Source organism: Neisseria musculi, from assembly GCF_014297595.2.
Lineage (GTDB): Bacteria > Pseudomonadota > Gammaproteobacteria > Burkholderiales > Neisseriaceae > Neisseria > Neisseria musculi.
In genome coordinates this window covers 2,551,039-2,563,948 of the sequence record NZ_CP060414.2, presented here as the reverse complement: position 1 = coordinate 2,563,948, position 12,910 = coordinate 2,551,039, and the positions used below count along the sequence as shown (strand labels likewise).

General features: G+C 53.7%; 13 protein-coding genes. 5 read left to right on the top strand and 8 right to left on the bottom strand.

Annotation, left to right across the window (positions count from 1 at the left end):
• Nucleotides 1–9 precede the first annotated feature (9 nt).
• From H7A79_RS13200 to H7A79_RS13190, 3 genes are all read right to left on the bottom strand, one after another.
• Nucleotides 10–918, bottom strand: coding sequence for a MetQ/NlpA family ABC transporter substrate-binding protein (locus tag H7A79_RS13200; RefSeq protein ID WP_135034454.1), 909 nt, complete (start codon nucleotides 916–918; stop codon nucleotides 10–12).
• Between the two features lie 835 nt (nucleotides 919–1,753).
• Nucleotides 1,754–2,440 (bottom strand): methionine ABC transporter permease, encoded by a 687-nt coding sequence (locus H7A79_RS13195; protein WP_187000498.1) that lies wholly within the window; start codon nucleotides 2,438–2,440, stop codon nucleotides 1,754–1,756.
• 1 nt (nucleotide 2,441) lies between these two features.
• A complete protein-coding gene (locus H7A79_RS13190) occupies nucleotides 2,442–3,179 on the bottom strand; it encodes a methionine ABC transporter ATP-binding protein (RefSeq protein ID WP_187000497.1) in 738 nt (245 codons plus the stop codon).
• 313 nt (nucleotides 3,180–3,492) lie between these two features.
• Here H7A79_RS13190 and H7A79_RS13185 point away from each other — a divergent pair, with 313 nt between their 5' ends.
• A complete protein-coding gene (locus H7A79_RS13185; RefSeq protein WP_187000496.1) occupies nucleotides 3,493–3,702 on the top strand; it encodes a hypothetical protein in 210 nt (69 codons plus the stop codon).
• Between the two features lie 51 nt (nucleotides 3,703–3,753).
• On the opposite strand, the gene H7A79_RS13180 is transcribed toward H7A79_RS13185, so the two are convergent.
• On the bottom strand, nucleotides 3,754–4,029 hold the full coding sequence (locus tag H7A79_RS13180) for a hypothetical protein (protein ID WP_187000495.1): 276 nt from the start codon (nucleotides 4,027–4,029) through the stop codon (nucleotides 3,754–3,756).
• A 300-nt stretch (nucleotides 4,030–4,329) separates the two neighbouring features.
• Between H7A79_RS13180 and H7A79_RS13175 the strand changes: the two genes are divergently transcribed.
• The gene (locus H7A79_RS13175) at nucleotides 4,330–5,019 is read left to right on the top strand and encodes a S24 family peptidase (RefSeq protein ID WP_135034458.1); all 690 of its coding nucleotides are present in this window, start codon (nucleotides 4,330–4,332) and stop codon (nucleotides 5,017–5,019) included.
• Nucleotides 5,020–5,601: 582 nt separating this feature from the next.
• Here H7A79_RS13175 and H7A79_RS13170 read toward each other — a convergent pair.
• Entirely contained in the window at nucleotides 5,602–6,777 is a 1,176-nt protein-coding gene (locus H7A79_RS13170) for an LD-carboxypeptidase (protein ID WP_187000494.1), read from the bottom strand.
• Nucleotides 6,778–6,890: 113 nt separating this feature from the next.
• Here H7A79_RS13170 and H7A79_RS13165 point away from each other — a divergent pair, with 113 nt between their 5' ends.
• Nucleotides 6,891–7,097 carry a hypothetical protein gene (locus H7A79_RS13165; protein WP_135034460.1) on the top strand — a complete coding sequence of 69 codons (207 nt, stop codon included), beginning with the start codon at nucleotides 6,891–6,893 and terminating at the stop codon, nucleotides 7,095–7,097.
• Nucleotides 7,098–7,145: 48 nt separating this feature from the next.
• On the opposite strand, the gene H7A79_RS13160 is transcribed toward H7A79_RS13165, so the two are convergent.
• Nucleotides 7,146–7,541, bottom strand: a complete 396-nt coding sequence (locus tag H7A79_RS13160) for an HIT family protein (protein ID WP_135034461.1) — start codon at nucleotides 7,539–7,541, stop codon at nucleotides 7,146–7,148.
• 283 nt (nucleotides 7,542–7,824) lie between these two features.
• Here H7A79_RS13160 and H7A79_RS13155 point away from each other — a divergent pair, with 283 nt between their 5' ends.
• Nucleotides 7,825–9,918 carry a calcium-binding protein gene (locus H7A79_RS13155; RefSeq protein ID WP_187000493.1) on the top strand — a complete coding sequence of 698 codons (2,094 nt, stop codon included), beginning with the start codon at nucleotides 7,825–7,827 and terminating at the stop codon, nucleotides 9,916–9,918.
• 57 nt (nucleotides 9,919–9,975) lie between these two features.
• Nucleotides 9,976–10,149, top strand: a complete 174-nt coding sequence (locus H7A79_RS13150) for a hypothetical protein (protein WP_187000492.1) — start codon at nucleotides 9,976–9,978, stop codon at nucleotides 10,147–10,149.
• Nucleotides 10,150–10,246: 97 nt separating this feature from the next.
• On the opposite strand, the gene pheA is transcribed toward H7A79_RS13150, so the two are convergent.
• Nucleotides 10,247–11,329, bottom strand: coding sequence for a prephenate dehydratase (gene pheA / locus H7A79_RS13145; RefSeq protein ID WP_187001732.1), 1,083 nt, complete (start codon nucleotides 11,327–11,329; stop codon nucleotides 10,247–10,249).
• A 313-nt stretch (nucleotides 11,330–11,642) separates the two neighbouring features.
• The gene (locus H7A79_RS13140) at nucleotides 11,643–12,872 is read right to left on the bottom strand and encodes a multidrug effflux MFS transporter (RefSeq protein WP_135034463.1); all 1,230 of its coding nucleotides are present in this window, start codon (nucleotides 12,870–12,872) and stop codon (nucleotides 11,643–11,645) included.
• Nucleotides 12,873–12,910 lie beyond the last annotated feature (38 nt).

Sequence of the window (12,910 nt, the reverse complement as noted above, 5' to 3'; positions counted from 1 at the left end):
AATAGCAGATTATTCGGCGGCCGATGCGGCGGAAGTTGCTTCGGCTTTGGCGCCGGCAGCGGCTTGTCCGCCCCATGATGCGGGGTATTTATAGCCGGCGAAACGCTGTTTGGCGTAGGTTTTGAATTCATCAGAGTTATACGCATCGGTTACGTCTTTTACCCATTGGCTGTCTTGATCGGCGGTTTTGACGGCAGACCAGTTCACATAGGCGAAGCTGGGCTCTTGAAACAGGGTTTCGGTCAGCTTCATGCCGCTGCTCATCGCGTAGTTGCCGTTAATGATGGCAAAGTCCACATCGGCGCGGCTGCGCGGCAGTTGGGCGGCCTCCAGTTCGACAATGTTGATGTTTTTCAGGTTTTCTGCGATGTCGTTTTTAGACGCGGTTAATGGATTAATGCCGTCTTTCAGCTTGATCCAGCCTAACTCGTTGAGCATCACGAGGGCGCGGGCGAAGTTGGAAGGGTCGTTGGGCGCGGAAACGCTGCTGCCGTCTTTCACTTCATCCAGAGATTTCAGTTTGCCCGGGTAGATGCCCAGCGGAGCGGTGGGCACTTGGAAAATTTCGGTAATATCAAGTTTGTGTTCTTTTTTAAAGTCGTCCAAATATGGTTTGTGCTGGAAAATGTTGATGTCCAGAGCGCCTTCGGCCAGCGCGAGATTGGGGCGTACATAATCGGTGAATTCGATCAGCTTGACTTTATAGCCTTTCTGCTCCAATGCAGGCTGGATATGGTCTTTTACCATATCGCCGAAATCGCCGACTGTAGTGCCGAACACGATTTCCTGTTTTTCTGGTGCGGCAGCTTCCGAAGCCGAAACCTGTGCAGACACGCTTTCCTGCTGCCCGCCGCAGGCGGCCAATATCAAGGCCAATGCGGCAGCTGAAAAAGTTTTGAATAAAGGGATTGCAGTCATCAAAGTCTCCTGATAATTGAAATACCGCCAACCTTGCCGGCGGTGCTAGATTGGCCCGAAAAGATATTGGGCATACAGCCCGGCATCACCCTTTTCGCCTGATTCTGAATGGCTGCATCTCTCGGACAAATTCGGATTCTACTGCCGTAAACAGCGAAACTTCAAGCATTTAAAGAGTTTTGGAAAACACTTTTCAAACTTAAAAATGTGCAGGGCAATATCGTAGGCACACTATTATGAATGTTAAAGCATCGTAAAATATTTTTCTTTCCGAGGCCGTCTGAATATCTTTTCAGACGGCCTCGGATTGAATTTTCAAATACGGCATCTACCGCTTATTCCCAATAAGGAATGCAGTTTATTCCCGCCTGCGGCTAAAGGCCGGACTGTGCTCAAACCCAAACTGCCGGGGGCATCTGCAAGCAGGGAAAAGCCTTGTGCTGCCTGTACGGGTGCGGCATACCGCCGGGCAGAAAGCAAAACTCAAACGCATGGTACGGAAAACACAGACGGCCTGATCTTGCAGTTTTATCACTATCTTCCATTCTGTTTGGCCGGCCGGCTCAGCCGGAGGCTGCTCTTTCGGCCGGTTTGCCGTTTTCAAAATACAGTCCTGTATGTGTATCTTGCTGTTTTATTAAAGATGCGGAGGTGCATTTTTCCTGTATTTTCCTGAAGGGAAACAACTTTCTACTTTCTTGCGCCCGGCACTCCGTTCCGGGTTAGAACCCCGCCCTTGTTTCCTGAACAATGCGTTTTGCCGCACCGCAAAGCCCGGCTCCGCTGGTCAAATTTGGTTTGACCGTTTTCAGACGGCCGATACCGAAATTTTATTTTATCTTTTGTCGATACTGCGTGAAATCAGATTGCCCAAACCCTGAATCACCACCACCAGCAATACCAAAATGGCTACGATAAAAATGATGACTTCGGTTTGGTAACGGTAGTAGCCGTAGCGGATGGCCAAATCGCCCAAGCCTCCACCGCCGATCATGCCCGCCGCCGCGCTGTATGAAAGCAGGCCGATGGCCAATACGGTAATGCTCGACACCATGCCTGCACGGGCTTCGTTGAGCAGCACTTTGCGGACAACCTCCATTGGTGCCGCGCCCATACTGATGGCGGCTTCAATCACACCGCGCGGCACTTCGCGCAGATTCTGCTCAACCAAGCGGGCAAAATAAAACAGGCCGGAAACACTCAGCACCAACGAAGCGGCAACCGGGCCGATAGTGCTGCCGACAATGGCCCGGGTGGCGGGAATCATCGCAATCATCAGAATCACAAACGGAAACGCACGCATCAGATTAACCAGATTGTCCAACACCAGATTGACGGGGCGGTTGTAATACAGTTGGCGGTTGGCGGTAACAAACAGCAGCACACCCAAAAAGGTGCCGAATACGGCGGCAAATGTGGTGGACAAACCCACCATTACGAAGGTTTCCCATAAGGCCTGCAAGATTTCACCGCGCATACGGCCAATGGTTTCCAAGGCTTGCGAAAAAGTTAAGCCGCCCATCTTAATCCTCCTGCACCAGTTCGCGCCCGATTTCGGATTGGGCGTGGATTTGGTTGTTATTGACACACACGGTTTCCACCAATCTGCCCTGATGCAGCAGAGCCGCGCGGTCGCACAGGCGGCGCAATACACTCATCTCGTGCGTAACAATAACAATGGTTACATTAAAGCGTTTGTTAATGTCTTCCAAACATTCCAACACACTGCGGGTAGTCGCAGGGTCGAGCGCGGAGGTTGGCTCATCGGCCAGGATCACCTGAGGGTTGGGAGCGAGCGCGCGGGCAATGCCCACACGCTGTTTTTGACCGCCTGAAAGCTGGGCTGGATAGTGTCCGGCACGGTTTTCCAGCCCGACAATTTCCAAACATTGCGCCGCCCGCGCCTGAATTTTTTCAGACGGCCAACCGGCAATTTCCAGCGGAAAAGCCACATTGTCGGCCACAGTGCGGTTGGAGAGCAGGTTAAACTGCTGAAACACCATACCGATATTCTGCCGCACCCGGCGCAGCTGGACGGCACTTAACGCCGTCAGCTCTTGGCCGCCCACCGTTACCGTACCGGTGTCGGGACGCTCGAGCAGATTAATTAGACGCAACAGCGTGGATTTGCCCGCACCCGAGTAGCCCATCAGTCCGAAAATTTCGCCCGCTTCAATTTGCAGTGAAATCGGCTCTACGGCGGTAAACCATGTTTTATCGCGGTTTTGATAGCGCTTGGAAACATTGTTCAAACTAATCATAAGGTTATCCAAAACAATAAAGCCCGATGTATAACACAGCGGGCTTTATTGCAAACAGATGGGTGCAAAGTGCAACCTACGCTTTAGCTGTTTTAACGCCCGCAAGCTGTATCAAATCGGCAGTAAATTTGGTGTCCGACTATACTGCAAACTGCATTCAGGGTCAAGTTTTGTAAATGCAGACGGCTCAAGGCGGGTTAAAAGTTTTTTATATAAAATATTGATTTATATAAAAATAATAATTTTACAAGGCTGTGATTCCCGATTTTTAGGATGGCAGCCTCATCTTGTATCCATATTGCCGGGAAATTTTTTGGACAAAGACAACAAAGATTGGCAGAACGATAGTTTTATCATTTACACATTACCAAGCCTTATCATGAGTTTACCCATATCTGCCGAAATTTTGATTTCTAGCGCGCCGGCCTGCCTGTTGGCGGCTTGCAGCAATCCACACCGTGAAACGCAGATTTCATACGGCCGGAGCGGAAACACCGGTAAAACCTTCTACCGAAAACTGTAGGCATTTTAACCGTTATCACCGGGTGTTGTTTCAGCCCAACGGTTTAACCCGCTATTCGTATATCACACTCGCAATCAAACTTTCGGAGTCAAGTGCGCCGTAAGACTGTTCCCATGCTTGGGCGGCTTCTGCAGCGGCGCATTCGCGTGCAAAAACTTGTTGTTTACCGTTCATTTGCGTGATTCGCAATACATTCAATTTATCGCAGCCCAACTCCGACAGCGGCATTTCGGCGGATTGGGCCTCCGTGTGGCCGGAAGAGAATGCTGCAGCCATTGCGGCCAATGTGCTGACCAACACCAAACCTTTGCGTTGCGTGCTTTGCATGATTTCGCTCCTTTCCCTGCCGGCCGGACTTGCTAAGATTTTATTCAGCTGCTTTGCGGTTTATGTAAAACCTGCTAAACAAAACCAAACAACCATTCCAACTCAGAAGGTAAACATTTGCTTAAATAAATCAGTTTATGAAAAAAAATTAAGTATAGAAGAATGTTACTTATCAAAATCTTAAATTGCAATACTTTTTCTTATTTATTTTCAAAATTTATCTTACATTTTAAGAAAAACTAAAGTAAAATGTAAATGAATCACAAGCTAGTATGCAAAGCTACACTTGATAAGGAACATATGAACACATTTAAAGACAGATTGGCTTTTCTTTGGAAAAACGAAGCCAAGCAGGCCAAAATTGCAGCAGATATCGATATGACGATTGCGGGTTTCAGCCGTATTTGGAACGAAGGCGGCCTACCAAAAGCAGAAACCCTAAAAAAAATCAAGCAATTAAAAGGTTGCAGTATAGATTGGCTGCTCACGGGCGAAGGTGAGCCGTTTCCGAACTCTGCCATGCCAACGCCCTCCGCTGCCGAGGACACTTTAGGCAACCCTGTAAATATCGATGAATTTGTATTCGTGCCCCGTTACGATATCCAGGCGGCAGCCGGATACGGCCGCTTGGTGGGCGATGAAACCCCTGTGTTCAGCATGGCTTTCCGCCGTTATTGGATAGAAAATTATGTAACCCGCGATACCAAAAATCTTTCGGTCATTTCGGTAAAAGGCGACTCGATGGAAGGGGTATTGAACGATGGTGATTCGATTTTGATCAATCACGGCGAAACCATGCCGCGCGATGGTCTTTATGTATTGCGTCTAAATGAAAATCTATTGGTCAAACGTTTGCAGTTGATGCCCGGCGGAATCGTGAATGTGATTTCCGCCAACGAGGCTTACCCCGCGTTTGAAATCAATCTCAATAATATGACCGATGATGTAGCCATTATCGGCAGAGTAGAGTGGTTTGGGAGAAGCATTTAAAAACTGCGCCGGGTCAGCCCCGAATACCACATTATTTGATTTGCACAATATTTCAAGCTGCTCTCTTGATGCGCCAAAATTAAATTTAGATTTGCGTTCTTTCAAGAACAGCCAGAAAAATTTTCGGTCGATTACGCTGCATCTGCTCAGATATATCCAGCCTGATTTGGGGATTTTTTCAATACCGTTAAATATGATTTTGATTCCCTGCTACAGCCGAGAGTAATGGATAAGGCAGAAGGGTGAAGCCGCCGGCATTAATATGTGATGGCTCTTTACATGGCAAACGGTGTGTCGGACATGATTTTTCTTTTTCCAACAACCAACAAGCTTTTGTCCGCCCTTATCCACCGCAACAATCAACATCTCACCCCGGCGCTCAAGAATGCCGAATAAAATTATTTTCCCTGCCCTATGTATTCCCATTTCCCCGAAGTTACCCTTCAAAATAGATTCCTTCAACTCCCCACGGTAAAAAACCGCCCCACCAAGTTTCTGGGACGGTTTTCGGAAGTTTGTAAAACAGATTACGCGCAGATTGTGATTGGAATCAAGGCGAAAGCAATACGTTCACCCCGGCTCTTACTCCTGCTCCGGGTCTTCCACGATATTCACGGGCTGATAAGCGGGAACCGGCGGCGGCAGCAGCGTATCGAGCATCAAACCGGCGGCGTTGAGTGTGGGATAGCCGCTGAATCTGACCGAATAGCCGCCGTTGGATTCAGCGGTGATTTTTGCATGCGCACCCAGCGGAAACGTGGCTTTGTTGGTGATGTGGCCAAACGGGAAGCCTGTCAGCACAGGCACTTTGGCAATTCGGCCGACATTATTGACCACAGTGCTGAAATCATAGCTGCTGTCGTACACATCACGGATAGTGCCCATACGGAAATCACCGAACACCACGGCCTGCTGTTTCGACAAAATACCGGCCAGATGCAGGGTTTGAAGCATACGCTCGATGCGGTAGGGCTGCTCGCCCACGTCTTCGAGAAACAGAATGCCGCCCCGAATATCGGGCATATAGGTGCTGCCGGCGAGTGAGGCCAACACGCTTAAATTGCCGCCCCAAAACGTGCCTTCGGCACTGACACTGCGGCGCTGAACGTTATATACGCTGATAGTATTGTCGGCATGGGTGGTGCCGCGTATAAACGATTCCATCGTATAAATGCTGGGAGCGGGTTTGCCGAACTCGCTGTACACCATCGGCCCGGCGAAGCTGGCCATATTGCCTTTGGCCAGCAGGGCAAGCTGCACGGCGCATAGGTCGCTGAAACCAAAAAACAGCGTGCCGCGCTCTCGCATACGGGCACCGAGGGCGGCAAAATCAATGTGCGGCAAAATGCGCATGGCTCCATAGCCGCCGCGCAGCCCCATCAACACTTTCGGGGTGGCAACGCGGCCTGCTGCCACATCTTGAAAGTCGGCAATCCTTTCACTGTCGGTGCCGGCAAAACGCTGGTAGCGGCGGAAGGCGGCTTGCTGGTTGGTAACGGCAAACCCGGCGTTATGCAGGCGGGTGAGTCCGGTTTCGGAGCGGGCGGCGCTGTCGGCAAAACCCGATGGCGCAACAACGCGCAATATGTTGTCGCCGCTGCGGCCGGGTCGGGTGGTTTTCGGCGGCACGATTTGGGCTTTGCCGGCTTGAGCTGCAGGGCGGGCGGTGCCGCCGCTGCCGCAGGCGGCAAGCACGCCTGCTCCGGCTGCAGCAGCCGAGGCTTTCAGAAAATTGCGTCTTGAAGGTTGCCAAGTCATAAAAATTCCTAGTGTGCGCCGCCCTTTCAGACGGCCGGATGAATGCGTATTACGATCGTATATGATAGTGAGCCCACTTTATTTGCAAAACCAAACCAGCAAGCCGCAAACAATTGCGAACCCGGTTCTGCTGCCGTGCGGCCGACAAAACCGCCCTCTTTGAGCCAAAACGCAGCAGCGCCGTAACGGCAATAAAGTGGATTCCGGCGGAGTTGTCCTATATTTTAAAGGCATTGAGCCGTATCACACAACGCAGGCCGTCTGAAAGCCTGCAAACATTTTCAGACGGCCTGCAAAGTGTGGATTACAGCAATTATTGAGTCTGCCAATGGATTTTCATATCGTTTTCAGACGGCCTGAAGTATGGATTACAGTAATGCTTTGATCTGCTGCGGCCAGTCTTGCGGCAACACCACTCCTGGTTTCCGCACGGCCGGCAGCCAAACAGGGGCGGGAAAATTGGCATCGTTATCAAAGCGGGCAATGATGTGCCAGTGCAGGTGCGGCACCACATTGCCCAGGCTGGCCAAATTGATTTTGGCAGGCCGGAACACCCGGCGCATGGCAGCCTCCACCCGGAAAACCGCTTCCATCAGCTCTCGGCGTTCTGCAGGTTGCAGATCGGTCATTTCGGCAACGTGATGCTGCCAGATAACGCGGCAGAATGCGGGAGCGTTGGTTTCATCGTGTACGGCGATCACACGCAGATTATCGGTTTGCAGCAGCACATCTTCGTTGGCGGCGGCGCACAAAGGGCAAGCCATAATCGGTTTCCTTTAAGATTGGTCGGATATTCTAGCAGAATCTGCACAACACAGCTTTTCAGACGGCCCCACGCATACAGCTCTTCCTGCTAGTTATTCAAATTCAAATGAACCCATGCGGTGGATATGACCCTGTTTTCACCCCGGCAATAATCTTATTTAAAATATTGTATATAATCATTTTTTATAATAAATTCCCATTGCCGGCACTAAAATCCAAACCACAATCCGGCACCTTATCCGAATATCATCATTAATATCCATTCAAATCAAGGAGACTATCATGAGCAGCCAACCCAACGCCACCGGCACACCCGGCGTGTTTTACGGCGACTTTGCCGATAACGTATTCCACATCGAGCATCCGCAGGAGCGCATCATCGAAAAACCCGGACAAGGCACAGACACAGCCTACAGCCGCGTCAGCTACACCCTGCCCGATCATGTAGAAAACCTCACACTGGTGGGGCACGGCGCAATCAACGCCGCCGGCAACGGCCAAGCCAACGTGCTCACCGGCAACAACAACCGCAACCGGCTGCTCGGTTTGGCCGGCGATGATACGCTTTACGGCCACGGCGGCAACGACATTCTTGACGGCGGCAGCGGTGCCGATGCCATGCACGGCGGCAACGGTCATGATATCTATTATGTGGACAATACCCGGGATACCGTAATCGAGTTGGAAAACCACGGCACCGACACCGTGTTCAGCAGCGTGGGCTACACCCTGCCTGCCCATGTAGAAAACCTCGCCCTCACCGGCAGCGGCAACCTCAACGGCAGCGGCAATAACGGCAACAACACGCTGAACGGCAACCACGGCAACAACCTCCTCTCCGGAGGAGGAGGCAACGATACATTATCCGGCCACGGCGGCAACGACCTGCTGATCGGCGGCGATGGCGGCGACAGGCTCTACGGCGGCGCAGGCAACGACAGATTAATCGGCGGCAAAGCCGTCAGCCTGATTGAAAACAGCTTGGGCGAACGCTATTACCCCGATCCCGGCGATGGCGATGATTATCTCGATGGCGGCGCAGGCAACGACTTGCTGGCAGGCGGCAACGGAGACGACACCTATTTCTTCGCCCGCGGCTACGGCCACGACACCATCATCGATTACCGCACCCCCGGCGTAGAAACCGTTTCCGACCCCATCGGCACCAACACCCTGCGCTTCGGAGCAGACATCCGCCCCGAAGATTTAACCATCACCGCCACCGTTCAGGCAGACGGCAACATCGCCAATATTTGGCAGATGGCCGTTAAAGGCAGCAGCGACAAACTCACCATCCACAACCAAAGCGCCGATGAAGAGTCCAACCTCGCCATCACCCGTTTCGAATTTGCCGGTGAAACCCTCAGCCCGTGGGAACTTGCCGAGCGCATCGGCATCACCGGCAACCGCAAAACCATCACCATCAACGGCCAAAGCGGCTACCGCATGAGCGAAGCAGATTTCGGCGTGGGGCCGGACAACGTGCTTGCCGAATACCGCTTCGATATCGAAAACGTAACAGGCGGGCGTTTGGCCTATCTGTCTTCAGACGGCCAGATTATCGAATGGGTGAAAAAAGGCCGCTTCCACGATTTCGATACCGAAAACCTCGTGTTTATTCCCAACCGCGGCGCCACCGAAGCCGCCATCGAATTCAAATTTGACGACAGCACCGCAGCCCGCAGCGGCCGCACCAACGATGCCACCCACACCATCAAATTCGATTTGCAGGATACCCCCGAGAGTAGCGGCATTCTGTTTGGCGACATCAACGGCAACACCATCAACGGCAGCAGCGGCAACAACTTAATCGATGGCTGGACAGGCAACGACAGGCTCAACGGCCTCGGCGGCAACGATATCCTGCACGGCAACTCAGGCCACGACACACTTGACGGCGGCAGCGGCAACGATCAGCTCTACGGCGGCGCAGGCAACGATACCTTTATATTTGCCAAAGGTTACGGCCAAGACACGATTTCCGACACCGAAGGCAGCAACAGCGTGCGTTTCGGCGCAGGCATCACCCCCGAAGACCTAACCATCACCCGCACCGCCCACCCGTGGCTGGCTGGCCAAACCAACTGGGAAATCAGCCTCGCAAACAGCAGCGACAAACTGATTATCGAACGGCAGAACACCGGCAAAAACGCCGCCGTTTCCCGCTTCATTTTCGATTCCGGCACATTCGGCAACGATGTGCTCGAAGGGAAAATCTCCGAAGCCAAACTGGCTGCCGCGCTGGAACAGTCAAGCGGTGTCGCAGCCTCCCACGCCCCGGCCGCGCAAAATGCCCCCGCAGCTTATGCCTATAGCGCAGAGCCGCCGGCGCCGCTTCAGCCCGAAGAATCCGCACCGCTTCATTTCATTGTCTGACCGCCCGAGTTGCGGCCTGGCTTCCGCTATCCATTCCGGTGCAGATCAAACGGCAGTTTGAAATATTTATCTTTCGCCATACGCTTCGTAGGCGGCTTTCTGCCGCTCACGCTGCCGCCTTGCGCAGGTTGGCAGATTTTCCCTGCCTGCACCGAATCTGCCGCTCCCCGCTGCGCGCCGGCCTGCCCGCTCCCATCCATACCGGGCAGGCCGGCGTTGTTATGGTTGTAAAGCGGGCGGCTGCCTGATAATACAAGTTAAATTTGAATCGATTTCCAACACCGGCCATAAGGCCGTCTGAAACCCGCAGCGCAACCTTGCGGCTCCTTCACAGCACCGCAGTCGGATATGCCCCGATAACTTTCACAAACGAAGCGCGTTTCTCCAGCGCGGCAAGTGCTGCCTGCACTTCGGTTTCGTCTTTATGGCCCTCGATGTCGATAAAAAACAGGTATTCCCATAAGCCCGAACGGCTGGGGCGGCTTTCGAATTTGGTCATGGAAATGCCGGCCTCGGTAAACGGTTTGAGCAGGGCGCCGACCGCGCCGGCTTTATTGGGCGCAGAAACCACCAGCGAGGTTTTGTCCCGCCCTGTGGGCGCGGGAGTTTGGTGGCCCAACACCAAAAAACGGGTAGTGTTGTTGGGCTCGTCTTCAATGCTGTGGGCCACTTTGGCCAGGCGGTAAAGCTCGGCGGCGGTTTGACCGGCGATGGCCGCCGCCGATTCATCACCGGATTCGGCCGCCAGGCGGGCGGCCTCCGCGTTGCTCGACACGGAAATGCGCACCGCTTCGGGCAGGTTGCGCCCCAGCCATTCATGGCATTGGGCAAGTGCTTGCGCGTGTGCGTAAACTTTGGTGATGCCTTTCATGCTGCCGCTGTTTTTGCGCAGCAGGTGGTGGTGTATGCGCAATACCACTTCGCCGCAGGCCTGCAGCGGGGTAACGGCAAGCAGATCGAGCGCGCGGCCCACGCTGCCTTCGGTGGAGTTTTCCACCGGTGCAACCACATAATCGGCCTGGCGTGCTTCCACCAGGCGGAAACTTTCGTCTATGGTGGCACAGGCTTGTGTGCGGGCGGCATGGCCGAAATGTTTGACGGCGGCCTGCTGAGTAAACGTGCCGGCGGGGCCGAGATAGGTGATGGTGAGCGGCCGTTCCACCGCCAGGCATTCGCTCATGATTTCGCGGAACAGCCGCGCCACGGCCTCATCGGGCAGCGGGCCGGCGTTTAAATCCTGTATGCGGCGCAACACGGCAGCCTCGCGCTCGGGGCGGTAAACCGCGCCGGTGCCTTTGAGCCCGCCGATGGCTCGGGCATGTCCTGCCCGCTCGTTCAGAAGGCGCAAAATGGCGGCATCGATTTCATCGATGGCGTTGCGGTGCGGCAAAAGTGGGTTGTCGGCAGACATAGCGTTTCCGTTGCGGCTGAATAAGATAAGGAAACCGATTTTAACATTAATCTGCATAGGCAAAGGCCGTCTGAAACGGCAAATGTTTTCAGACGGCCTGTGTAGAAAACCCGGCGTTCCCATACTTTCGGTTTTGGTTTGCAACCCTGCTTCGGGGTTTTGAAAGGCGGCCGGCAACGCGGGAAACGTGCAGCGCCGTGCCGTTTTCCGGCACGCCCGAGAGCCGCAGAGCCGCCGTTTCCCGCAAAACACAAGCCGTGCGCCATAAAAGGGAAACCACCCTGCCTTTTCGGTTTTCAGACGGCCTTCGGGTTTATTTCATTTCACTGCCTTTGTTTTGCAGCCACGCCCCGCGCGAACACAGCCACAGCAGAAAAATGCCGGTCAGTGTCGATAACAGCATCATGCCCGACATCACTGCGGCCGTGCCGTTGTGCAGCCATGTAGCGAGCATCCCCGCCAGAGCGCCTATCACCGACTGGCACACGCCCAGCACGGCGTTGGCGCTGCCGCCTTCTTCACGGAAATACGCCATAAAGCAAGCCTGTGTGTTGGCGGTAATCAAACCCTGCGTGCCCACCGACAACATCACGCAGCCCGCCAGCCACCACATCGGCGGCAGCCCCAGCAGCAGCACCGAGGCAAACATCAGCATGTTGGCCGCAAGCTGAATGGCAATCCCCCATTGGAGAATATCCTGCGCATGGGTGCCCCTTTTCAAACGCAGGGCGGTGATGCGGTTGAAAAAGGCCATCGTGATGATGTTCATGCCGAACATCCACGCATAGGCATGGGCAGAAACGCCGTAGAGCTCCATATACACAAACGATGATTCGGTTAAAAACACAAACATCGATGAAAAGCTGAACGCCTGAAAAAACAGATAGCCCAATGCGGGCGTGTTGGACAATACCCGTTTGTAGCGGCCGGCGGCCACGCTGAAAATGCGGCGGTCTATCGGCTCCGTGCGCCCGGGTTTGGCCAAAAAACGGTAGAGCAGCCCCCACACCGCAGCGGCATACACGCCCAAAAACACGAAAACCGCCCGCCAGCCGCCTATGCTTTCCAACACCGCGCCCAACATCGGCGCCACCAGCGGAGCGGCCATCATGATGATGCCGATTAAGGCAAACATTTGCGCGGCTTTGCGGCCTTCGTAGTTATCGCGCACAACGGCACCCACCACCACCACCGTCATGCCCGCACCAAACGCCTGCACCAGCCGCAACAACAATAATTGTTCGGCCGTCTGAACCACGGTCAGCCCCACCACGCCGGCGATGTATACCGACAGCCCCGTTAAAGCAATGATGCGGCGGCCTTTGATGTCGGAGAGCGAACCGCCCGCCACCTGCCCCAGCGCCACGCCGAACAAAAACATACTCAGGCTCTGCTCGATGCGGTGGATATCCGCCCCCAGGCTTTGCGCCATCGCAGGTATCGCGGGCAGATAGGCATCTATCGAAAACGGCATCAGCGCCACCAGCATGGCCAATAAAACAGCCGTCTGCCGGTCGCCGAGCGCGGTTGTGGTACGGGGCATAATCTTCTTTCTTTCTTTCAATATAACGTTAAATATAA